The sequence below is a fragment of the Candidatus Limnocylindrales bacterium genome, from assembly GCA_035571835.1.
In the GTDB taxonomy this organism is placed as follows: Bacteria; Desulfobacterota; Binatia; order UBA1149; family CAITLU01; genus DATNBU01.
In genome coordinates, this window is sequence record DATNBU010000029.1 from 339,154 (window position 1) to 361,537 (window position 22,384).

Sequence of the window (22,384 nt, forward strand, 5' to 3'; positions counted from 1 at the left end):
CCGCCGATGCGGCCATCAGGCACGCAACGACAAACGAACGACAGGCCGGCATCGTTCTTCACCTTTGAACGAATCGCTGTGGCGGTACAATCGCGCCATGGGTCTGTTCGACTGGCTGCGCCGAGGCACAAAAGAAGCACCGGCGGCCAGTGCTGCAGCTGCGACCGGCGAGTCCGACAGTCCGCATGCCGGCAGCGTCCAGACCGGGTCGCAGCTCGCGCAGCCATCCGCTCACGCCGACTCGCCCTCTCCACTGACTCCGTCACGCCCATCGGATGAAGAAGCCGCACCGCGACCGGATCACGACGATGCGGAGAAAGCGTCATCGCCAGCCGACGCGATCCATCCGGTCGATCGCCTGATCGCGGCGCGGTCGGTCGGCGCCGTGCGCGGCATGCTGTCGGCAATTCGTGACGAAGAGGTTCTCGCCGACGTCGCGGCCCGCGCGGCTTCGCACGAAGTGGCGAAGCTCGCGCTTCGCAGCGTCGAGTCGCCCGCGCTTCTGGCGGCAATTGCGTCGAACGCGCACGACCGCAGCGTCGCGCAGGCTGCGCTGCAGCGGACGCATGAGGCTTCGATGCTTGCGCTCGTCGCCGACACGGCCCGCGATTCGGTCGTCGCTCGCACGGCGGTCAAGCAGCTGCACGACGACGAAGCGCTTGCTCGTCTTGCGCTCGAGTGTCGCGACGACGTCGTCGCGCGGCTCGCGGCGCGTGGCATCGAGGCGCCGGCCGTGCTCGCCAGAGTTGCCGCGACCGCACGGCGCGTCGACGTGCGGCGAGCTGCGGCCGACCGCATCGGCGACCTCGAGGCACTCCGCAACCTTGCCGTCCACGAAGAAGATGCCGGCATCCGCGCGTCGTCGCTCGAACGCCTCGACGACGAAGCGGCTCTTGTCGAAGCGGCAAGCTTCGATCCCGAGCCGGACATCCGGTCGCGTACGCTTGCGCGACTTCACGGCGAGAGCGCGCTCGCGGCAGTCGCGCTGCAGAGTCCTCACGCCGACGTAAGGCGCAAGGCCGCCGCGCGCATCGAAGATCCCGAAACTCTCGTCGCAATCGCGTGCCGCGACGACGACCACGACGCGCGCAGCCTCGCCTTCCGCAAAGTTGCGGGGAACGAAGCGTTCCTGCGCGTGCTGCGCGAAGGCGAGCACGCCGACGTTCGTGCACAGGCCGTGCGCCGGATCCACGACCAGGACCTGCTCGAGGCGCATCTCCTCGGAGATCGCGACTGGCAGGTGCGGGCGTCTGCCGCACGCAAGGTGAAAGACGCGGAGCTGCTGGCAAAGGCCGCACGCGGCGACGCCGCATGGCAGGTGCGCGAAGCCGCAACGACGCACGTGCGCGACGAAACGGTGCTCGCCGCGATCGCACATGACGACGACGCGTGGCAGGTTCGCCGCGCCGCTACGGTGTCGTCGCGCGATGCCGCGCTGTTCGCCAACCGTGCGCGATGGGACAAATCGTGGCAGGTCCGGAAGGTTGCGATTACGCGCGTCGAGGATCAGCCGGTGCTCGAGAACCGCGCAAAGAATGACGACGACTGGGGCGTGCGGCGAGTCGCCGTGCAGCGCCTCGCCGACCTCGACCTGGTCGTCAACCGCGCCCGCTGTGACGAGTCGCCGCGCGTACGCGAAGCTGCCGTCCTGCGTGTCGAGTCGCCGATGCTGCTGCGCGAAATCGAAGCAGCCGATCCGGACGAGGCCGTTCGCGCTGCCGCTGCGCAGCGCCTCGCGGAGATCGATGCGGCCGGCGATTCCTCCGTGAATGCCGGGCGCGGCCACCGGCCCGGCGAAGATGCGTCCGCGCGCGACGAAGCCGCGCCTCCGGCGGGCAGCGACGAATCAGGTCGTCTCGGGAATTCCCAGGATTCTTGAGATCGCCAGTACCGTCTGCGCTTCGAATCGCTGTCGTGAAGGTCGGTCTCCGTCCGCGTCCAGGCCCGTGAAACATGCGCGCAGCGATGCCTCCATGAGACCGAACAGGATCTCGGCCACTACCGGCGCATCAACGTCGTCGAGGATGTGCCTGGACGACCAGACCTCCAGCATGCGCTCGACGGCCTGCGTGATCGCTACGCGATTGGCTTTCTGGGCCAGCGGCGCAGCCGACGGATCGTCGCTCAGCAGGAACAGTCCGAACCCCGGCCAGCTCTCCGAGACGAAATCGAACGCGCGCCGGACCATCTGCTCGACGGTCTTTCGCGATGCGACCGGTTCGATCACGCCGAACATCGCCGTCGCAAATCCCGCGCCGTAGCGTTCGCCGACGGCCTTCAGCAGCTCCGGCTTGGATCCGAAATAGTGAAAAACGTTTCCTTCGGCGACGCCCGCCGCGCGCGCGATGTCGCCGGTGGAAACCGCGGCGTATCCTCGCTCGGAAAACAGCCGCGTCGCTTCGACGAGCACGCGCTCGCGACGGCCATGCGGATCTTTTTTCCACGTTACGGGCTTGCGCCCGGGCCGGCTTGCGCGCCGCGTGGCCTTCTCCGTCGCGTTCGCGCGGACGGCTCGGTCGTTTTCTTTGATACCGGTCATGTACCCGAGGGGCCTCGCGCGTCCGCCGCTGCCCTGCCCTTTCGCAGCCATCGCCGCGCATGCCACATGGCCCGCGCAAGCGGCCCCTCGGCGGGATCGAGCGCGAACACGGCGGGAAATTTCAGAAACAGCCGGCGGTCTCCGGAAAGACGCACCTTGCCGGTCAGAAGCGCCCACGGCGCGCTGCGCGTCCCCTGCTGGATTTCGAGGAAGATGCGGCCTTCGCACGCGACTTCGAGATCCGGCGCATCGGCCGTTCCCGTGCGCACCTCCGCCCGTCCGCGCTGAATGCGAAGAATCCAGTCTCCTCGTCCGCTTCCATGAAAACGAAACTGGGTGGTGAAATCGAGATCGCCGGCCTCTTCGGCGCGGAAAAAATGCGGCATGTTGCGCATCATCGCATCGACGTCGAGCGACGAAATGCGCGAAAGCGGGATGAGGCGCGTCGTACGTGATGCGGGTTTGCCGGCGTCGCCCGCCGTCCGCCATTCGCCTGGCGCGATTCCTAGACGCTCGCGCGCCGACGGCGTGTCGATCACGAACTGCTCGTCTTCGACGGATCGTGTATGCGACAGGGGCTTCAGTGTTTCGTCGAGATAGCGCCGCCGCACGTTCCGGTCGGCATGAAACGCTTCGTGCATCTCGGCCGGGCATGTCGCCACGCAGTTGAAGCAGCGATACTCGACCTTGTACGCGAGCGCCTGCCACAGCGCGGCGATTTCGGCGTTGTTCCAGCGTTTGCGAAAGCGCTTCGCGTTACCACGCGACAGGTCGTGGACGATGTCGAGAAAACCCGGGATCGAATCGCGATACGTGTGATTGTAGCAGGCGAAAAAGTCGAAATCGCCGTCCGGCTTGATCGCTTCGGTCGGACACGACGCCACGCACAGGTTGCACGAAAGACACGGATTCCACTCGACCGGCGAATCGAGGGCATCGAATTCGAGATTCGTGACGACGGTATCGATCAGGCAGTACGCGCCGAACTTCCTGTGCAGGAAGTTGCGGCTGGTGCCGATGACGCCGAGACCCGCGGCCTGGGCGACCAGCTTGTGGCTGAGCGGCCAGATCTTGTCGGCCCAGCGCTGGCTGACTTCCTGCGGCCAGCCGATCGTGGTCGTGAGCGACTCGCCGCCAAGCGAGCGAATGTACGCAATCGTGCGATGACCCATCGCGAAGATGCGCTCCTCGCACGAGTACAGCTCGTGGTTGGCTGCAGGAAGATAGCGCGACTGCATCGACGGCTTGTTCTCTTCGCCGATGAGGCAGACGAGCGAACGGGCATGCGGATAGACGTAGCGGATCTCGTCGATTTCGTGCGCGATGGCCGGATCGTCGATCGAGATCACGCCGACGTCGTCCGCCCACGTCGCGACGGCGTTCTTGAACTCGGCGAGCGGCACCGGGCTTTTCACGCCACGGCCCGGAAGGCGCTCGGCATCGATCGGCCGGAACGGCCACGCGTATGCGGTTCTCGGCGCGATTCGCGCGTCATCGTCGCGACGCGGCCGGCCGGGGGCCGGGAACGGAAACTTCCATTCAGCGTGCGTGGTGGGGGCCTCAATGCGCCGTGGCGGAATTTCGCTCGCGACGGGATCGATGTCGGGTGGTCGCATGCTGGCCTCGGCGGGGCTTCGGACGCCCGGGGTCAGAATTGAGTACGACTCAATTCGTACCGTCCCGGCCGCCGCCCGTCAAGGGCTTCGGCGCCTGCACAAAAAAAGGGGCCGGGAGAAAACTCCCGGCCCCTTTCAGGTCCCGATTGGCCGCGCCTTGGCGGCCCCTGGCTCAGGCCGCTTTAGCGACCCGCTGCCACAGGGTCGCGTCTAGCGACCCGCGGCCACAGGGTCGCGTCTAGCGACCCGCGGCAATGATCGCCGACAGCTCGAACTGAGCCTCGACCGTTCCTTCCTTGTCGCCGACGTTGATGTACCAGCCCTGCTCGCCGGGGAACCGGCTGCTGGGCAGCGAACAGTATGTCGCGTGCTCGAGCTGCATGTCGATCATCGTGATCGACGGGAAGAAGCGCCGCTCGTACTTGCTCTCGTACGCAGCCTCGTCACGCGGCTTCTTCGAAATCTTGAACTCGTTGACCCACATCTTCCAGAGCTCGCCGGCGGTATCGTAGATGTCGGAGTATGCGATGAAGTAGCTCTCCTGGTCCAGATACATCACGCGCTTCGAGTACGCGTACTGCGGCAGCTTGGAGATACCTTCGATGATCCAGACCTTGCGCGGCTCCCACACGTCGGCGTGCATGAAGTCGCCCGACGGCTCGCCCCACTGGACCGGCATCTTCTTGCCGTGCATCGACGACAGCACCGTCTTCTCGCCGAGATACTTCCAGTCCATCCACGCGATGTTGCCCGCGTAGCCGCCGTAGCTGTCCTGGTCCGTGTCCTGTCCGAACAGCGCGTCCGAGCGCTGCGCGGAAGACAGACGACGCACGCGACGGAGCTGAGGCAGATAGAGCCAGCTGTCGTCCTGCTTCGAGTTGTCGAGGTAGCGGTTGTACGTAAAACCCGTGCCCTTCAGATCGAACGGCTCGATCAGAGGATAGAGCGATTCCTTGTAACGCACGCCATCGCGGTTCGGCTCCATCGCCGGCTTCGGGTCGACTTCGAGACGACCGGTAAAATACAGGCGCCGGAAGTGATCGATCAGGAAGTGGCGCTCGACCTTGACCGGGTCGCCGTTCTTGCCGACGGCACCGGTGTCGCAGTCGAAGTTTCTGAGGTCGAGGTCGTCGATCTCGATCGCGGCCTCGTAGTTGAACATGTGCTTGACGGCTTTGTCGGGGTCGCCGTCGGCGATGGCCGGGAACGGAAGGCCGGCCACGTAATTCTCGACATGGATCTTGTCGGCGCCGAGCTTGACCTGACCCGAATACTTTTCGGTCGCTTCCTTGACGGGAGCCGGCTGCTCGATCTTCTGGTACGGGCCGACGTTGATCTTCACGCCGCGTTCGATCGACCAGATCATGGCCGGACCGAAGAGCTCCTTGTACTTGTCCAGGTTGGAGCGGTCGATGACCGTTCCTGGCGCGGGGGTGTCTGCCAACACGGTCATCGGCAAAGCCGACGCGGCAAAGGCCACTGCACCGAGCGCCAACCATGTCGCGCGGGTCGCTTTCATGCGGAATCCTCCTCGGTCCTTCGAATCGATGATTGCGCCCGCGGCTCTCGTGCCGTCCGGAAGCATCGCCCTAACGGGCAGAACGGGATTATGCCTGATTGTCAGTTTGCGTCCAGCCGGTTGAGGCGCTGCCAGCACTCTGTAAACCCGGGCGAGTGAAGGGAAAGTGGGTGCGGGGGGAGGATTTGAACCTCCGACCTGCGGGTTATGAGCCCGCCGAGCTACCAGACTGCTCCACCCCGCGGGCGCGGTGTATGGAGCACAACGCGGGATGTCAACATTTTGCCGGAAATTCAGGCGCTGCGACGGTTCGTTCGAGGCCGCGGCGTTCGGCTCGACGGCCGCTCTTTTTCCGTCGCGGTCGCGGCCTCCTTGAGCAATTTCACTTCTGCGGAAGAGAGCGTTCGCACGTCTCCGACTTCGAGCTTGCCAAGCTCGAGAGGTCCGATCGCCTCGCGCCTGAGCTTCTCGACCCTCGCTCCAACGGCTTCGAACATGCGGCGGATCTGCTGGTTGCGACCCTCCCGGATGCGCACGTCGATCCAGCTCTTGCCGCCGGCATGCCGCATTTCGCGAACATACGCCGGCGCCGTGGTCACACCGCGCAGCCGCACGCCCGCGCGAAGCGCTTCGATCGCTTCGCGTGACGGCCTCGGACTGACTTTTACGGCGTAACGTTTCTCGACGTGAAACTTCGGGTGCGTCAGAAGCTGCGCGAGCTCTCCGTCGTTGGTCAGCAGCAGCAATCCCGAGGTGTGGAAATCGAGCCGTCCGACCGGATAGAGCCCGGGAACGGCAAGTGCGCGAACGACGTCCCCGATGCAGAAGCGCCCTTCCGGATCGCGCAGAGTCGACACGCATCCGTCGGGCTTGTGGTACGCGTAGTAACGATGCTTCGCCGCTCCGTGCAGCAGGCGACCGGAGACGCGCACGTGATCGACGCCTTCGCGCGCACGCGCACCCGCTTCGGTGACGACTTTTCCGTTGACCTGGACTTCGCCGGCGGCGATCAGCCGCTCCGCATCGCGACGCGAGCATTCACCCGCGCGCGCGATCAGCACATGAAGCCGGGTCCCTTCAGCCTTTGTCGTCTCCGTCTTCGTCTTCGTTTTCGTCGGCTTTTTCATGATGGTCGTCTTGCCCGGCCTGATCGGCGTCTTCCTGGCTTCGCTCTTCGATTTCGGCGCTACCGCTATCGGCGCTGTCGAGCGGCAGGATCTCGCCCGGTTCGTTCTCGGTGAACCCGCCCTGCTCGGACATGCGCTCGAAGTCGCTGCCGAGCTCGGGCAAGGTCGGCAGCTCGCGGATGTTGCGCAGGCCGAACAGCTCGAGAAATTCCTGGGTGGTCGCGTAAACCAGCGGCCGGCCCGGAACGTCCTTGCGGCCGATCACCTTGGCGAGCCTCTTTTCGACCAGCGATTCGAGCACGCCGCCGCTGTCGACACCACGCACGGTTTCGATTTCCTGGCGCGTCACCGGCTGCTTGTACGCGACGATCGCTATCGTTTCGGTAGCAGCACGCGTCAGTCGCTGCGGCCGCTCGCGGAACAGCTTGCGCACGTAGCGCTGGTGCTCGGGCGCAGTCCGAAGCTGCCAGCCGCCGGCGACTTCGATGAGCCGGATCCCGCGCGTGAGATATTCGGTGGCCAGCTCGGCAAGCGTGGCCTTGACCTCTTCGATGGTCGCGCCTTCGACGAATTCGACCATCTTCTTTGCCGGCAGCGGATCTCCGGCTGCGAACACGAGTGCCTCGATGACCGGCCGCAACCGATCGACGGGCCACGTGCCGGATGCCGTGCCGGCGGTCTCGTCCGCCGGAAGATCTTCGCGTGGTTCGTCATTGCTCACGATGAAACCCCATCCTCGTCGTCCGCTTCGTTCTGCGCGCCAGGCGATTCGCCGGATTCACCAGGCGTTTCGCCGGATTCACCAAACGTTTCGCCCTCGGCCCGTTCCAGCGCTTCGGCCGCGCTCGTCTGCGGCCCGTACATCTCGGTCAGGTTCGCGATGGTCTCGTCGACGTTCTGGTCGACGAGCCTGAGCCAGATCGGACCGAAGCGTCCTTCCTGCTCGGCGCGGATTACCTGGTTCTTGACCATCTCGAGCAGCGCAAGAAATGTCGCAATGACGAGCCCGCGCGGGACGTCGTCGGCGAACAGCTCCTGAAACTCGATCCGCTCTTCGGCCTTGAGGCGGTTCACCATGGACCGCGCAGCATCCGAAACGCTGAACTCCTCGCGCGAAACCGTATGCGGCCTGCGGGCAGCCGACTTGGCGAGCACGCGCCGGAGCGCTTCGAACAGATCCGCCATGTCGAGCTGGCGCAGCGGCACTTCTTCGGCCTCGCCGTCCGGCACCGTCGGCGAGCGGCGGAACACGTCGCGATCGAGCAGCAGGCGATCGCGAAGCACTTCGCTCGCCTCGCGAAAGCGCTGATACTCGGCGAGCTGGCGGACGAGATCGGCGACTTCTTCGTCTTCCTCTTCGTCGTCCTCGTCGTCGCGCGGCAGCAGCAGGCGCGATTTCATGTACATCAGCGACGCGGCCATCAGCAGGTATTCGCCGGCAACGTCGAGGCTGAGCTCCTCGAACATGTTGATGTACGCAACGTACTGGTCGGTGATCTGCGCGATCGGCAGATGATAGATGTCGAGCTCGTTCGAACGCACCAGGTGCAGCAGCAGGTCGAGCGGCCCTTCGAACGCATCGAGGCGCACGGTGTAAGCCGGAGTCGCCATTACAGGCCCATCCTGGAGCGAACCTCGGTCATCGTCGTCTCGGCAGTTTCGGTCGCGCGCCTTTCGCCTTCCGCAAGGGCGTCGGCGACCACGTTGCGCGTGCCTTCGAGCGTGCGCCGCCGCTCCTGGATCGGCGCGAGCTCCTGCTGCACGGCGCGGATCATCACCTTCTTGCAGTCGACGCATCCGATCGACGCAGTCCGGCAGCCGATCGTCAGCTCGGCACGCTCGTCGTCGGTGCAATAGATCTCGTGCAGGCGGAACGCGGGGCAGTCCTTCGGATCGCCGGGGTCGGTGCGGCGCTGGCGCCGCGGGTCGGTGACCATGCGCACGAGCTTGTTATAGATCGTGTCGGCGTCATCCGTGAGCGCCACGGCATTGCCGTAGCTCTTGCTCATCTTGCGGCCGTCAGTGCCCGGCACCCGCGCGGCGGCGACGACCAGCCCTTTCGGCTCCGGAAAAACATCGCCGAACAGGCGGTTGAAGCGGCGCGCGACCTCGCGCGTGAGCTCGACGTGCGGAAGCTGGTCCTCTCCGACCGGGACCGAAGTCGCCTTGTACAGAAGGATGTCGGCGGCCTGCAGCAGCGGGTAACCGAGAAATCCGTACGTCGAAAGGTCGCGGCCCGACAGCTGCTCCTGCTGCTCTTTGTAGGTGGGCACGCGCTCGAGCCACGGCACGGGAATGATCATCGAGAACAGCAGATGCAGCTCGGCGTGCTCGCGGACGCGCGACTGCCGGAAGATCACCGACCTCGCCGGATCGAGCCCGACCGCAAGCCAGTCGAGGATCATCGCGTTGGTGCTTTCGCGTATGCCCGACGGATCGGCGTAGTCGGTGGTCAGAGCGTGCCAGTCGGCAACGAAGAAGTAACAGTTGCCGGCTTCCTGCAGACGCACCCAGTTCTTGAGCGCGCCGTTGAGATGCCCGAGATGCAGCGCACCGGTCGGACGCGTTCCCGACACGACGACCTCACGGGAAGGCGTTGCTGGTTTCGCCGCGCCCACGACCGGCTACCCGAACAGCGCCTGCAGCACGCCGAGGATGGCACCGGCGACGGGCCTGAGAATCGAATCGAGCATGTGCGTGGCCAGAAGCACCATGACGATCAGAAAACCGTACGGCTCCAGGCGCGCGACGTTGTACGCGAGCTCGCGCGGAAGCAGCCCGACGGCAACGCGCCCGCCGTCGAGCGGCGGGATCGGGATCATGTTGAACACCGCCAGCACGACATTCAGCATCACGCTGTTCTGGCACATCCTGGCCAGAGGCTCGGCAATGCGGAATCCGCCGTCGGGCCCGGCCGCCATCGGCACCATGGAAATGATCAGCGACAGCAAGGCGGCGCTGGCGAATGCGAGCGCGAGGTTCATCAGCGGCCCGGCCAGCGCGACCAGCACCATGTCGCGGCGAGGGTTGCGCAGCTGGTGGAACGAGATCGGCACCGGTTTCGCCCAGCCGAACAGGAACGGTGCGCCGGTCATCATCAGGAAGGCCGGAAGCGCGAGCGTGCCGACAGGGTCGATGTGTGCCAGCGGATTGAGCGTCAGGCGCCCGGCGATCGATGCGGTGTTGTCTCCGAGCTGTTTGGCCACGTAGCCGTGCGCCCACTCGTGGAACACGACCGCCATCAGGAACGGTACGACGAACAGTGCGAATTCTGCCGGATTCAGGTGCATACAGGGCTACGAAGGCCCCAGCGCAGGGCGGCCAACCGGCCACGCATACCAGCGCCCCCACCGGCGGGCAACCGGGTGATGTTCGCGAGCTTGCGTATCAATCAGCGTGGCGGGCCTTTGCCTCCGACACCTTCACGCGAAACTTTCATCCGCGAACGCGGATGGTGCTTGCGATGAACCTCCGAGAGACGCCCGGCGGCAACATGCGTGTAGATCTGCGTCGTCGTGATGTCGGCGTGCCCGAGCATCAGCTGCACCGAGCGCAGGTCGGCACCGCCTTCGACGAGATGCGTGGCAAACGAGTGCCGCAGTACGTGCGGCGACAGGTCGGGAAGCCCGGCTTTGGCGGCCAGGGTCCGCAGCCGCTTCCAGAAGCCCTGTCTCGTCAGCTTCTTGCCGCGGCGGCCGAGAAACAGCGCGCGCGAGCGGCCCGACGGGTCGAGCAGGCCGCGATCGCTCGCCATGTATTCGCGCAGCGCCGCCATCGCCTTGCTGCCGATCGGCACCGCCCGCTCCTTGGATCCCTTGCCGATCACGGTCAGGTAGCCCTGGTCCAGATGAAGGCCGGAAGCCGCGAGCTCGACGGCCTCGGTCACGCGCAGACCGCACCCGTAGATCAGCTCGAGCATCGCCCGGTCGCGCGACGCGAGGATGTCGCCGGCGGCAGCCGCGCCGAGCAGCGCGACGATTTCATCGATCGAAAGCACCTTCGGCATCGGCCGGCTGCGGCGCCCGGGGCGCAGGTCGAGCACCGGCGATGCCTCGAGCTCTCCCTCGCGAACGAGATGCTTGAAGAATCCGCGCACCGCCGACAGCGTGCGCGCGCGCGAGGAAGGTGCGAGCCCTTCGGTTTCGAGCTGTTCCAGGAAACACACGAGGTCGGCGCGCTCGACGCTCGCCGCCGTCGCGCGATGCCTTGCACGCATCGCCGTCAGAAAACGCCGCAGGTCGATCGCGTACGCGTCGACCGAATTTCCGGAGAGGCCTTTTTCGGTCGAGAGGTGGTCGAGGTAGTCGTCCACGAGCCTGGCCAGGACAGATTCCGCCATCGGCGTGCTCAGAAGACGCGAACCGCGACGGCGGAAGCCGCCGGCACCGGCGCGGGCACGTCGTCGCGATCGAGCGCATCGGCGATCGCGGCACGGATTTCGTCGAGCCGAACCGAATCTTCGATCTTCGAACGATTGGAGTCGGTCACGTAGAAGACATCGAGCACGGCGGTAAGGTGCGTCGAGATCTTCGCCAGATGGATGTCGAGGCCGAGGCGGAAAATCGCGTCGGCGACCAGGAACAAAAGCCCCGGCCGGTCGCTCGCGTACACGTCGATCACGGTGAATTCGCGCGAGAGCCGGTTGTCGATCTCGACGCGGGTCGCCGAACGGCGCGCGGCACTGCGATCGCCGATGCGCCGGGTACGGCTGAGCAACACCTCGCGCACGATGCTCGACGCGTCGACCTCGCCGGCGAAGATGCGCTCGAGGGTCGCGGCAACGCCCGCCCAGACGTCGACCGAGGCGACATCGACCTCGGCTTCGTTGTGCTCGATGCGGAACACGTCGAGCGCCCAGCCGGTCGACGTCGTCACGAGCCGCACCGACAGGATGTTGAGCCCGTGCGAGGAAAGTGCGCCGACCATGTCGCGGAACAGCCCGATGCGGTCGCGCGCGCAGATCGTGAACTCGGTGAATCCGCGCTCGGGGAAATGTTCGACGCCGTGGCGGAAGATCGACTTTCCGACCGACTCGTAAAGCCGCCAGTGATCGATGATCTTCTCGTCCGGATTGCCGAGGAAGTACGAAGTGGGCAGTGCGGCGAGGAAGTCCTGCAGCCGCGCGTGCTCGGACGTGCCGGCGGTGCGCGCGAGCAGACGAAGCCGGGTCCGTTCGGCGCGGCTTTCCATGTCCGCTTCGCTTACGACACCGGTTTCGAACACTTCGACCGCGCGCCGGTATAGCTCCGCCAGCAGGTGATCCTTCCAGCTGGTCCAGATCACGGGCCCGACGGCACGCATGTCCGCAAACGTCAGCAGGTAGAGCAGCGTGAGGTTTTCGGCCGTGCCGACGTCGCGGACGAAATCGAGGACGAGGTTCGGATCGTCGATGTCGCGGGTCTGCGCGAGCATCGACATCAGCAGGTGGTTGCGCACGAGGAATTCGAGGGTGTCGCGATCGTCCTCGTGCATGTACAGGCGCTCGGCGATCTCGCGCACCATCTGGGCGCCGCGCTCGTCGTGGTCGCCGCCGTAGCCCTTGCCGACGTCGTGAAACATCATCGCGAGAAACAGGAGCTCCGGGCGATCGCAGTCGCGCATGGTCTGCGTGAGGAACGGGCTCTTCTGCTGGAGCTCGCCCTGGCGCAGCGATTCGAGCTCGCGAATGCCGATCAGCGAATGCTCGTCGACCGTGTACACGTGGTAGTAATCGTGCTGCACCATGCAGAACAGGCGGCCGAACTCGGGAATGAGCTTGCCGAGCACTCCGAGCCGATTCATCTGCGCGAGCGTCCGGTAGACGCCGTCTTTCGCGCGCAGGATGTCGAAGAACAGGTCGACCGCAGCCTTGCTCGCGGCGACCTCCGGCGTGATCAGGTCGACCTTCTGGCGCAGGAGCTCGCGCGATCTCGACGACAGCCGCAGGTCGAATCTCTGGCAATCGGCGAATACCGCGATCAGGTTGAGCGGATCACCGTCGATCGCTTTTTCCTCGATCTGCAACCGGTCGCCGACGACCGTGACGCCGGGCCGGAGCGCGCGCTGCTTGACGAGCCGCTCGAGAAGGCCCGTCCGCTCCGGCGGCGACAGCAGCCGGTCGATGATGTCGTCGGTCGTTCGCCACATCACCGCAGCGTGGTGGTAGTAGTCGCGCATGTACATGTCGCCGACCGAGTTGTTGCCTTCGGCCGGATAACCGAAGCGCGCGCCGATCGCGTCCTGGCGCTCGAACGTGAGCTGCTCGGTCTTGCTCTTGGTATGGAAATGCAGCGCCGCGCGCGTGCGGAACAGGAACTCGCGTGCAGCTACCAGCTCTTCGTATTCGCGGGCAGTGACGATCTCGCGGTCGAACAGGGCTTCGAGATCGGAAGCGTCAGCCTTGACGCGCGCGATCCACAGCGCGTGGTTGAGATCGCGAAGCCCGCCCTGCCCTTCCTTGACGTTCGGCTCGAGGATGAACACCGAACCGCCGTGCCTGGCGTGCCTGCCCCGCGTCTCGGCGATCTTGGCGGCGACGAAGACCTCGACGTCGCTGGTCGCGAGCTTCTTTCGCACGATGCTTTCGTATTCGCCCGCCAGCTCCGGGCTTCCGCACAGGAAGCGTCCGTCGAGCAGCGCGGTCTTGATCGTAAGGTCGCCGGCCGCAAGGCTCACGCATTCCTGCGCGTTGCGTACGGCGTGCCCGACCTGCAGGCGCGCATCCCACAGGCTGTACAGAAGCGACTCGGTCACGGTTTCGACGAACGGCGTGACCGATCCCGAATGCAGGACCAGCAGGTCGACGTCCGATTGAGGGCACTGCTCGCGGCGCCCGTAGCCGCCGAGCGCGAACACCGCGCAATGCTGGCGGGTGCGCGCATAGCGCCGGCCGTAGCGCTCGATCGCGGCGTCGAAAAGGAACCGGATCAGGTTGTCGAGGCACGCCGCGAAGCGCAACGCAGTGTCGGTGCCGCTCGCGCCCGCCCAGTGGGCGGTTTCGAGCTCGTCGCGCACGGCTTCGAAGTAATCGCGCGCGATGTCGGAGAGTTTGCCCGAGACGCTTCCGGGCGCGGGAAGGATGATCGACCTCGACGGGCCCGGAGGCGCACCGGTGGTCATCCACGACTCCGTAGCGGCCACGGCCGCCAGACCGGGAATCGATCGAAGCCGTCAGAGCACGCCGGGTTTTCCCGCCGCTCCGTTGTCGCTGCTCGCTGCGCCGCTTCGCTGCTCTTCGAGAAACAGGCGGATGCCGCGAGCGACGCCGTCGGCGATCTGTTCGCGGTAGACCTCGGATCGCATGCGTAAACCTTCTTCACGATGGGTGAGAAACGCGGCCTCGACGAGCACACTCGGGGCCGCATTGTTGCCAATGACGAAAAAAGGCCCTTCTCTTGCGCCGAGATCGCGAACGGCCTCATACCGCAGATCCAGCTGGCGCACCAATTCGCTTTGCACCAGCGTCGCAAGCCGCGCCGACTCCTCGCCATGATCCGCGACCGGCAACGCCGAACCGCGCAGCGACGCACGCGAGACCTTGGCTGCCGAACGCCCACGCACCGATTGACCGTCGTTCTCGAGCCGCGCAAGCCGCCGGACCAGTCGGTCAGCCGGCGCGTTGGCCGCCGGGCTGTCGAGTGACCGGGTGCGATAGTACGTCTCGAAACCGCGCGCCGCGGCGCTTTTGCTGGCGTTCGCGTGGATCGACACGAAAACGTCGGCGTTCCAGCGTCGCGACGTGTCGCGCCGGTCAGCGAGCTCGACGAACTCGTCGCCGCTGCGTGTCATGACGACATCGATGTCGCCGCGGCTGCGAAGCCTTCGCGCAACGCGCTCGGCGACGTCGAGCACGATGTCTTTCTCGTACTCGCCCGTCCATGCGCTCGCACCCGGATCCTTGCCGCCATGGCCCGGATCGAGGACCACGACGGGCTTTTCCATCACCGAGGGCACCGAGGGCGCCGAGTGGACCGAGCGCGCGAGCAGCGGCGCAGCCGGCTCTGTCGCGAGTCTGGTCGCGTCCGAAGCTGCTGCAGCCCTGCTCGCGCGCGATGCTGGAGGATTTCCGTTCGACGTGCCGGCGCGCGGCCTCGAGGACGTCGAACCAGACATGCTTGCGTCCGATGCACCCGACATTGCGCGCGAAGCGCCCGCGGCGCGCGCCGTCGCCGGGTTCGGCGGCTGCGAAGCATCGACGAAGCTCAGGATCAGATGCGACGCGTCGGCGCTGGCCTCGAGCCTCGGCGGGATGCGGCCGGCCACGTCGACCGAGATGCGAACCATGTGCGAGGATTCGTCGACCAGCACGATCACGCCGTCGACGCGTGCGTCCGCAACCGGAAGCATGCGCGGGACGCCGTCTTCGGCCGTCGATTCTTCGATGTCGGCGAGCACCGACCTGCCGTCGTCGCTCGCGTGAATCCGATAACGCAGCTCGCCGCCGGTCTCGACGATGATGCGGGTTTCGCCGTCGGCATGGATCGCGCGAACGCCGCGCACGACGGCGGCCTCGCTGCCGCCGGCGACCAGCAGCAGTGCAGCGCCGCAAAGCGACGCGAACGAAATCGGACGGAAAAGGAGCGCCAGCCGCACCACACAACCTCCACAGCGAACCGGCGGCGGCGCATCGCCGTCCGGTCCACCGCGAATTATTGCGCTGCCTTGGCTTCCTCCACAAGGCGAGCAAGGAGGTTCAGGGCTTCGAGCGGCGTCATCGACTCCGGCGCGAGCGCCGCGACGCGGGCCGCGAAGCCCTCGGCGGCGCTCTCCTCGGGCCCGCGCCCATCTCCAGACCTCGCCGAGAACAGGCTGAGTTGTCCGGCACTTGCGGCTCCGATCCCCTCGCCGCTCTCGAACTTTGCAAGGATGCCGCGAGCCTTGTCGATGACGGCATCCGGCACGCCGGCCAGCCGCGCGACCTCGATCCCGTAGCTCCCGCTCGTCGGTCCCTCGGCGATCCGGTACAGGAAGATGACCGAGCCCTTGTAGCGCCGGATGGCGACCGAGAAGTTCTCGGCAAGCTCGTGCTCGGACTCGAGCGCGGCCAGCTCGTGGTAGTGCGTCGCGAACAGCGTCTTCACGTGCCGCTCGAGCATCGCTTCGGCGACGGCCCACGCGATCGAAATGCCGTCGAACGTCGACGTGCCGCGCCCGATCTCGTCGAGAACGACGAGGCTGCGCTCGGTCATCGCCGCCAGGATGGCCGCGGTCTCCGACATCTCGACCATGAACGTCGACTGTCCGGCAGCAAGGTTGTCGCTCGCGCCGATGCGCGTGAAGATCCGGTCCACCAGCGGAATGCGTGCGCTCGTCGCCGGCACGAAGCAGCCGCAGTGGGCGAGCAGCACGATCAGCGCAGTCTGGCGCAGGTACGTCGACTTGCCGGCCATGTTCGGTCCGGTGATGACCATCAGCAGCCGGCTGTCCTCGCCGAGGCGGCAGTCGTTGGCGACGAACGACGATCCGAGTCGCGCTTCGACAACAGGATGGCGGCCTCCGATGATGTCGAGCTCGCATCCGTCGTGCATCTCCGGCCGCACGTAGCCGCGCTGATGGGCTGTTTCGGCGAGCCCGGATAACGCATCGAGCGTTGCCAGCGCCGCCGCGGTTCGTCCGAGGCTTGGCTGTGAAGGAGCGAGAGACGCAACCAGCGCATCGAAAAGCTGCCGCTCCTTGGCGAGAAGTCGCTCTTCGGCGCCGAGCACTTCGTTCTCGCGCGACTTGAGCTCGGGCGTGATGTAGCGCTCGGCGTTGGCGACGGTCTGCTTGCGCGTGTAGCTGGCCGGAACCAGCGCCTGATGCGTGTGCGTGACCTCGATGTAGTAGCCGAACACGCGATTGAACCCGACCTTGAGCGACGGGATTGCCGTCCGTGTCTTCTCCTCGGCTTCGAACGACAGGATCCAGCCTTTTCCGTCGCGCGAGATCGCACGCAGCCGGTCGACGTCGGCATCGAAACCGTCGCGGATCACCGCGCCTTTTCCGATCGCGGCGGCGACTTCGTCCGTCAGCGTCGCCGTGATCCGGCTGCGCACGCCGGCGAGCCCGTCGAGGCTGGCGGCATGGCGTGCGAGCGCTGCGCCGGAGCGCGAGATCCGCTCGCCGAGCTCTTCGATGCTCGCGAGCGCGTCGGCAAGCCGCCGCACGTCGCGGGGCGATCCGCTTCCGGCACCGATGCGACCGATCAGGCGCTCGAAATCGCCGATGCGGCGAAGGCTCTCGCGGATGTCGGCGCGCAGCGAGTAGTCGTCGATCAATGTCTCGACCGCGTCGAGACGCTCGCCGATCGCCGCCGGATCGGCGAGCGGGCGAACGAGCCACGTCCGCAGCAGCCGCTTGCCCATTCCGGTCGTCGAGCGGTCGAGGACCGACACCAGCGAGCCGCGCGAGCTGCCGTCGTACGATTCGAGCAGCTCGAGGTTGCGGCGCGTCGATGCGTCGAGATGAAGATAGGCTGCCGTCTCGTAGCGAACCGGCGCGCGCAGGTGCTCTACGTGCCCGCCCTGCGTCGCGGTCGCGTAGCCGCGCAGTACGGCGCACGCAGCATCGGCAGCATCTTTGGCGTCGCTGGCGGCCGGCCGCTCGCTGATCACGCAGCGCGGAAGAAGGCGCGCGATGCGTTCGCGAAGCGCGCCCATCGCCGGCGCGCGGCTATCCGCTTTGTTTCCCGGTCCGGTCCGGATTGACCGCCCCGCTTCGCTTTCCAGCACGATCTCCGCCGGGGCCGCTGCCCGAAGCTCGTCGTCGAGCCGTTCGCCGGAGACGAGCTCGGTCGCGCGCATCTCTCCGGTCGAAAAATCGCAGATCGACAAGCCCCACGATTCACCGCGCTGCACGACGGCCGCAAGGTAGCTCGCACGGTCGGGCGCGAGGCTTTCCTCGTCGACCGTCGTTCCCGGCGAGATCACGCGCGTGACTTCGCGGCGTGCGATGCCTTTTTCGGGAAGCTCGAGCTGCTCGCAGACGGCCACCTTGCGGCCCGCTTCCATCAGCCGCGCCACGTACGGGCGCAGCGCATGGTACGGAATGCCGCACATCGGGATCGGGTGCTCGTCGTTGCGGTTGCGCGACGTCAGCGTCAGGTCGAGAAGCTCGGCGGCGGTTTCCGCATCCTCGAAGAACAGCTCGTAGAAATCTCCCATCCGGAAGAACAGCAGCGCGTCCTCGTGCGCGGATTTGAACTCGAGGTACTGCTGCATCGCCGGCGTCAGCTTCGCGGCGATGCGCGCGCGCGAGCTGCGCGTCGAAGGCGGCAATGTCTCGCCGCCGCCGCTCGCTCCGGCGAGGCCCTCGGTGGACGCGACTCCGCTCACAGGACCTTGCGTTTCTTGCCGACGTGGTCGACGAGCACGAAGTGCCCGAGCTGCTCGGGAGTCGTATAGAACGCCCGGCCGCGGTTGATGGCGGTCATCTTCTGAACGAACGCGCGCAGCAGCGGGCTGTCGTCGAGCATGAACGTATTGATGCGGACTCCGCGGCGCGTGACGCGCTCGACTTCCTTCAGCGTCTCGACGGTTGCGCGCGACGAGATGCCGCCGACGCTCATCGGCCATTCGCAAAACAGGCGCCCTTCGCTGAAGTACGCGGTCGGCTGGCCGTCGGTGATGACGATCATCTGGCGGGTGGTGGCCGGATGGCGGTCGAGAAGCCGCGACGCCACGCGCAGGCCGTCCTGCAGGTTCGTGAACGGGTCGCCCATGTTCCACGTGACTTCGGCAAGATCGGCGGGCCGCAGTTCGACGGCGCGCGTATAGAAACCGACCATGCCGAAGTAGTCGCGCGGGAAACGCGTGCGCATCAGCGTTTCCATTGCCATCGCGACTTTCTTGGCCGCGGCGAAGCGGCCTTCCCAGCTCATCGACCAGCTCATGTCGAGCAGCAGCACGGTCGACGTGCGCGTCGTGCGCAGGCTTTCCTTGACCTGCAGGTCATCCGGCTCGAGCTCGACTTTTCCGGGACGGCCGCGGGTTTCGGTGGAGCGAGCGCCATGGGTATCGCTTGTGCCGGCGCGCGCGTGCCGTTCTATCGCGACTTTGACGGTGGCGGCGACGTCGATCGACATCGTGTCGCCGAATTCGTACTGGCGGACCTGCTCGGTGGTCTGCTCGCTCGGGCCTCTTCGCGACGTATCGTGGCGTCCGGCCGCATCCGGAAGCAGCTCGGACAGCATTTCTTTCAGCGCGAGCCGTCCGAGCCGCCGCGCGGCTTTCGGCGTCAGCGACGCACGCCCGCCGCGCGACACCACGTAGCCGGCGTCGACGAGAAGCCGCATCATCTGCCGCAGCCGGTCGATCGCATCGGCGAATTCCTGCCCGAGCAGCTCGGCCAGCGCTTCGCCGTCGAGCGAGTCGATGGCCTTTTCGCGAAGCGCTTTCTCCAGGTCGCGAAGCTTCTCGAACTTCTCGATCAGCGACAGCGTGCCTTCGAAATCGAGGCTCTCCGGCCCCTGGAACTGGTCGCGGAAACGCCGCTGGAAGCGCTCGACGCGTGCGATATCGCCGCCGCGCTCCTTCAGGCGGTCGAACGATTCCTTCGCGTCGAGGTCATCGAACGGCCGGTTCTCGAGCTGCGAAAGGCGCTCCTCGAGAATGCGCGACAGGGATTCGAGCTCCTGGCGGCGGCGCGCACGCTCCTCGGCGGACGGATGCGAATCGGCGGCTTCTTCTTCGGCCGCGACGATGTCGTCGGCGTTCTCCCACGGCTCTTCGAGCGAACGCGACAGATTGAACTTGTCGAACAGCTCGCGGATGGCTTCGCGGACGCGGTCGGCGAGCTCGTCGAGGCCGATGGCTTCGAACTCCTCGCCCTGCATGCCTTCGCGAAGCAGGCGCGCGAGCGCCTCGGACAGATCGTCGGTCGCGGCGAAATGCTCGGCTAGCCGGTCGAAGATTTTCTCGGCATCGAGTGCGAGCTTCTGACGGCCGTCCCAGATCGTGTAGCGACTTTTCATCGGCAGCGCTGGCCCCCGGCACCTCTATACCTGGCCCGCTCAGGCCGCGTAAGAAAGGCGTCCCCCGTCGCGCTCCCGGTTGAGCTTCTTCAGCAGATGAAGCCCTTCGAACACGAACTCGACCGCGGCGGCTGCAAGCCCGGGACTCTCGAACGGACCGAGCCGCTCGACCACGTCGCGCAGTCCGGGAATGGACGAGAGCGCCTCGGCGTAGTCCGCCGACGGCATCGTATCGGAGACCGCCACGCCCCAGCCGCGGCCGAGATACTCGACCACCGGAGCGAGCTCGGCGGCCGAGATGCGCGCGTCGAATGCACCCTTGACGGCAAGCGACAGCAGGCGGTCGATGACGGCGGCTTCGCGCGCGCCTTCGAGCCCGTATTCGAGCTCGATCTTGCCGTTGCTCGACGCGAACAGCGCGTGCAGGTCGCTGATGCGCGGTGCGATCTCGGCCTCGCGGCAGCGCATCGCGCGTTTCTCGGCGTTCGCGAGCAGCGTCTCGTAGTTGTTGATGCTGACGCGCACGCTGACGCCGGAGCTCTGGTTGACCTCGGGCGCCTTGCGCGCTTCCATCGTAAAGCGCGCGACGATCTCCTTGAGAAAGTCGGCAACGCGCAGCGGCCTGCCGGAGCGTGACGTCGTGCCTGCCTCCTGCTCCATGATGGCGACTTCTTCGGCGACCGTGCGCGGATAGTGCGTGCGGATCTGCACGTCGAAGCGGTCCTTGAGCGGCGTCACGATGCGGCCGCGGCTCGTGTAGTCTTCCGGGTTGGCCGTGGCCACCACCAGCACGTCGAGCGGCAGGCGGATCTTGAAACCCTTGATCTGCAGATCGCGCTCTTCCATCAGGTTGAACAGGCCGACCTGCACTTTCTCGGCAAGGTCCGGGAGCTCGTTGATCGCGAAGATGCCGCGGTGGCTGCGCGCGGCCAGACCGAAGTGAATCGTCTCTTCGTCGGAAAGATAGCGGCCCTCGGCGACACGCACCGGGTCCACTTCGCCGATCAGGTCGGCGATGGTCACGTCGGGCGTCGCGAGTTTTTCGGAATAGCGCAGTGCGCGCTCGATCCAGACGATGGGCAGCGCATCGCCTTCGTCGGCCGCGCGGCGCCGGCATGCCGCACAGATCGGACGCAGCGGATCGTCGTGGATTTCGCAGCCGGCGATGGCGGGGACGACCTCGTCGAGCAGGGCCGACAGTGCGCGGATCAGCCGCGTCTTGGCCTGTCCGCGTTCGCCGAGAAGCACGATGTGATGTCCGGCGAGAAGCGCGTTTTCGAGCTCGGGGATGACCGTCTCGTCGTAGCCGACGACGCCCTGGAAGATGCGGCTCGTGTCTCCGTCGCTCTCGAGCACACGGATCAGGTTTTCGCGAAGCTCGTCGCGCACGCCGCGCGGGCGATAACCGCCGGCGCGAAGCTCGCCAACGTTCGAGGCGTCGCCTGGTGTCATTCGGCCGCGCTCATGCTGCCCGATCACCTTTTCGGCCTGCCCGCAGCCTTTGCCGGTTCGCCTGCATCACGCCTCGCACTATAGGAGCCGGAACTGCTCGCGGCAATTGGGCAATCGGGCCTCGTGTGCGCGAACGGCGCCGCTGCGCGCCGGCCCGTCGGCGTACCTCATGCCGAGGCTCATGCCGGCGGCGGTGCAAGCTGCAGCGCGGCCTCTTCGGCGCGGCTTCTTTCCTGCTCGGCAAGTGCGAGGGCCCGGGATGCGGATTCCTCGGCCCGCTTGGTGCGATCCTGCTCGACAGCGAGGTCGGCGCCGCGCTGCTCGAGCTCGGCCTGTGCCTCTTCCAGAGCCGCACGTGTCTTTTCCAGATCGGTTCGCAGCCCTTTGACGACTTTTGCGTTGCGACGCACGAGGAACCGCAGGCGCACGTGCTCGACGAACGTACCGGTGCCGGCAACGAACGCCCCGGCAAGAAGGAATGCCAGCAGCAAGAGCGCGAGCGGCACTTCGATCTCGGCGGGCTCGCCGGTCCGCAGCAATGGAACACCCGGCAGATAGACGAAGTGCACCGGGGTCATGTTTGCACTGGCCAGCACGATGCCGGCGACGATCACAAGGATGTAGATGAGGTTTCGAAGAATTCTCACGTTTCCTCCGCGAAGAGCCGCTGCGGCGGCTCTCGCTTCTTACTGCTCTTCTTCCGCGAACAGCGGCAGCAGGCGGTCATACGTCGCGAGCAGGTGTTCCGGCATCACGCGGGTTTCGGAGAGCATGGGCATGAAGTTCGTATCTCCGACCCAGCGCGGAACCACGTGCCAGTGCAGGTGATCGGCAATGCCTGCGCCCGCCGCCCGCCCGAGGTTCATGCCGATGTTGAAGCCCGCCGGCGAGAACGCTCGCGCGAGCACCCGCATCGAAAGCTGCAGCTCGCGTTGCAACTCGGCCGACAGACGCGGATCGAGCACCGAAAATTCGGCGGTATGTTTTCGCGGCGCGACGAGCAGATGCCCGTTCGAATACGGGTACAGGTTCATGATCACGGAAGTGTGCTCGGTCACGCGCAGCACGAGGTTTGTTCGCCGCTCGTCGGCCGATTCGAGATTCGGTTTGTCGCAGAAGATGCAGCCGGAGGCTGTGTCGACGTTTTCGACGTAGGCAAGGCGCCACGGAGCCCAGAGAACACGCATCTGGAGGCCCCGCGCG

17 protein-coding genes and 1 tRNA gene are annotated in these 22,384 nt (G+C 66.2%); 1 reads left to right on the plus strand and 17 read right to left on the minus strand.

Annotation, left to right across the window (positions count from 1 at the left end):
* Window positions 1-97 precede the first annotated feature (97 nt).
* Entirely contained in the window at window positions 98-1,879 is a 1,782-nt protein-coding gene (locus VN634_13930; protein HXC51983.1) for a hypothetical protein, read from the plus strand.
* Here the strand turns inward: VN634_13930 and VN634_13935 are convergent.
* From VN634_13935 to VN634_14015, 17 genes are all read right to left on the minus strand, one after another.
* On the minus strand, window positions 1,847-2,539 hold the full coding sequence (locus VN634_13935) for a TetR/AcrR family transcriptional regulator (GenBank protein ID HXC51984.1): 693 nt from the start codon (window positions 2,537-2,539) through the stop codon (window positions 1,847-1,849). The two genes, VN634_13930 and VN634_13935, sit on opposite strands and share 33 nt — an antisense overlap.
* Window positions 2,536-4,155, minus strand: a complete 1,620-nt coding sequence (locus VN634_13940) for an SCP2 sterol-binding domain-containing protein (GenBank protein ID HXC51985.1) — start codon at window positions 4,153-4,155, stop codon at window positions 2,536-2,538. The genes VN634_13935 and VN634_13940 overlap by 4 nt, the downstream gene beginning before the upstream one ends.
* A gap of 238 nt (window positions 4,156-4,393) precedes the next feature.
* Window positions 4,394-5,674, minus strand: a complete 1,281-nt coding sequence (locus tag VN634_13945) for a DUF1329 domain-containing protein (protein ID HXC51986.1) — start codon at window positions 5,672-5,674, stop codon at window positions 4,394-4,396.
* A 167-nt stretch (window positions 5,675-5,841) separates the two neighbouring features.
* Window positions 5,842-5,918 (minus strand) — tRNA-Met (locus tag VN634_13950).
* Window positions 5,919-5,967: 49 nt separating this feature from the next.
* Window positions 5,968-6,801, minus strand: coding sequence for a pseudouridine synthase (locus VN634_13955; protein HXC51987.1), 834 nt, complete (start codon window positions 6,799-6,801; stop codon window positions 5,968-5,970).
* The gene (gene scpB, locus VN634_13960) at window positions 6,752-7,522 is read right to left on the minus strand and encodes an SMC-Scp complex subunit ScpB (protein ID HXC51988.1); all 771 of its coding nucleotides are present in this window, start codon (window positions 7,520-7,522) and stop codon (window positions 6,752-6,754) included. The genes VN634_13955 and scpB overlap by 50 nt, the downstream gene beginning before the upstream one ends.
* Window positions 7,519-8,412, minus strand: coding sequence for a segregation/condensation protein A (locus VN634_13965; protein ID HXC51989.1), 894 nt, complete (start codon window positions 8,410-8,412; stop codon window positions 7,519-7,521). The genes scpB and VN634_13965 overlap by 4 nt, the downstream gene beginning before the upstream one ends.
* Window positions 8,412-9,377, minus strand: a complete 966-nt coding sequence (trpS, locus tag VN634_13970; GenBank protein ID HXC51990.1) for a tryptophan--tRNA ligase — start codon at window positions 9,375-9,377, stop codon at window positions 8,412-8,414. The genes VN634_13965 and trpS overlap by 1 nt, the downstream gene beginning before the upstream one ends.
* Window positions 9,378-9,425: 48 nt before the next feature.
* A complete protein-coding gene (locus VN634_13975) occupies window positions 9,426-10,091 on the minus strand; it encodes a site-2 protease family protein (protein HXC51991.1) in 666 nt (221 codons plus the stop codon).
* Window positions 10,092-10,192: 101 nt separating this feature from the next.
* Window positions 10,193-11,140, minus strand: a complete 948-nt coding sequence (gene xerD / locus VN634_13980; protein HXC51992.1) for a site-specific tyrosine recombinase XerD — start codon at window positions 11,138-11,140, stop codon at window positions 10,193-10,195.
* Between the two features lie 8 nt (window positions 11,141-11,148).
* Complete coding sequence (glnD, locus tag VN634_13985) at window positions 11,149-13,899, minus strand: [protein-PII] uridylyltransferase (GenBank protein ID HXC51993.1); 2,751 nt, start codon at window positions 13,897-13,899, stop codon at window positions 11,149-11,151.
* A gap of 51 nt (window positions 13,900-13,950) precedes the next feature.
* Window positions 13,951-15,372, minus strand: coding sequence for an N-acetylmuramoyl-L-alanine amidase (locus tag VN634_13990; GenBank protein ID HXC51994.1), 1,422 nt, complete (start codon window positions 15,370-15,372; stop codon window positions 13,951-13,953).
* Window positions 15,373-15,428: 56 nt separating this feature from the next.
* On the minus strand, window positions 15,429-18,092 hold the full coding sequence (gene mutS, locus VN634_13995; GenBank protein ID HXC51995.1) for a DNA mismatch repair protein MutS: 2,664 nt from the start codon (window positions 18,090-18,092) through the stop codon (window positions 15,429-15,431).
* Window positions 18,089-19,729: a VWA domain-containing protein gene (locus VN634_14000; GenBank protein ID HXC51996.1), complete on the minus strand. Its 1,641-nt coding sequence runs from the start codon at window positions 19,727-19,729 to the stop codon at window positions 18,089-18,091. Before VN634_14000 ends, mutS begins: the two co-directional genes overlap by 4 nt.
* A 39-nt stretch (window positions 19,730-19,768) precedes the next feature.
* Complete coding sequence (locus VN634_14005) at window positions 19,769-21,181, minus strand: AAA family ATPase (GenBank protein HXC51997.1); 1,413 nt, start codon at window positions 21,179-21,181, stop codon at window positions 19,769-19,771.
* Window positions 21,182-21,360: 179 nt separating this feature from the next.
* Window positions 21,361-21,828: a hypothetical protein gene (locus VN634_14010; protein ID HXC51998.1), complete on the minus strand. Its 468-nt coding sequence runs from the start codon at window positions 21,826-21,828 to the stop codon at window positions 21,361-21,363.
* A 39-nt stretch (window positions 21,829-21,867) separates the two neighbouring features.
* Window positions 21,868-22,368 carry an HIT domain-containing protein gene (locus VN634_14015; protein ID HXC51999.1) on the minus strand — a complete coding sequence of 167 codons (501 nt, stop codon included), beginning with the start codon at window positions 22,366-22,368 and terminating at the stop codon, window positions 21,868-21,870.
* Between the last annotated feature and the right edge of the window lie 16 nt (window positions 22,369-22,384).

Coding starts and splice junctions, on each gene's coding strand:
- VN634_13930 (HXC51983.1), top strand. CDS start 98: ATGGGTCTGTTCGACTGGCTGCGCCGAGGCACAAAAGAAGCACCGGCG.
- VN634_13935 (HXC51984.1), bottom strand. CDS start 2,539: ATGACCGGTATCAAAGAAAACGACCGAGCCGTCCGCGCGAACGCGACG.
- VN634_13940 (HXC51985.1), bottom strand. CDS start 4,155: ATGCGACCACCCGACATCGATCCCGTCGCGAGCGAAATTCCGCCACGG.
- VN634_13945 (HXC51986.1), bottom strand. CDS start 5,674: ATGAAAGCGACCCGCGCGACATGGTTGGCGCTCGGTGCAGTGGCCTTT.
- VN634_13955 (HXC51987.1), bottom strand. CDS start 6,801: ATGAAAAAGCCGACGAAAACGAAGACGAAGACGGAGACGACAAAGGCT.
- VN634_13965 (HXC51989.1), bottom strand. CDS start 8,412: ATGGCGACTCCGGCTTACACCGTGCGCCTCGATGCGTTCGAAGGGCCG.
- VN634_13975 (HXC51991.1), bottom strand. CDS start 10,091: ATGCACCTGAATCCGGCAGAATTCGCACTGTTCGTCGTACCGTTCCTG.
- xerD (HXC51992.1), bottom strand. CDS start 11,140: ATGGCGGAATCTGTCCTGGCCAGGCTCGTGGACGACTACCTCGACCAC.
- glnD (HXC51993.1), bottom strand. CDS start 13,899: ATGACCACCGGTGCGCCTCCGGGCCCGTCGAGGTCGATCATCCTTCCC.
- VN634_14000 (HXC51996.1), bottom strand. CDS start 19,729: ATGAAAAGTCGCTACACGATCTGGGACGGCCGTCAGAAGCTCGCACTC.
- VN634_14005 (HXC51997.1), bottom strand. CDS start 21,181: ATGACACCAGGCGACGCCTCGAACGTTGGCGAGCTTCGCGCCGGCGGT.
- VN634_14015 (HXC51999.1), bottom strand. CDS start 22,368: ATGCGTGTTCTCTGGGCTCCGTGGCGCCTTGCCTACGTCGAAAACGTC.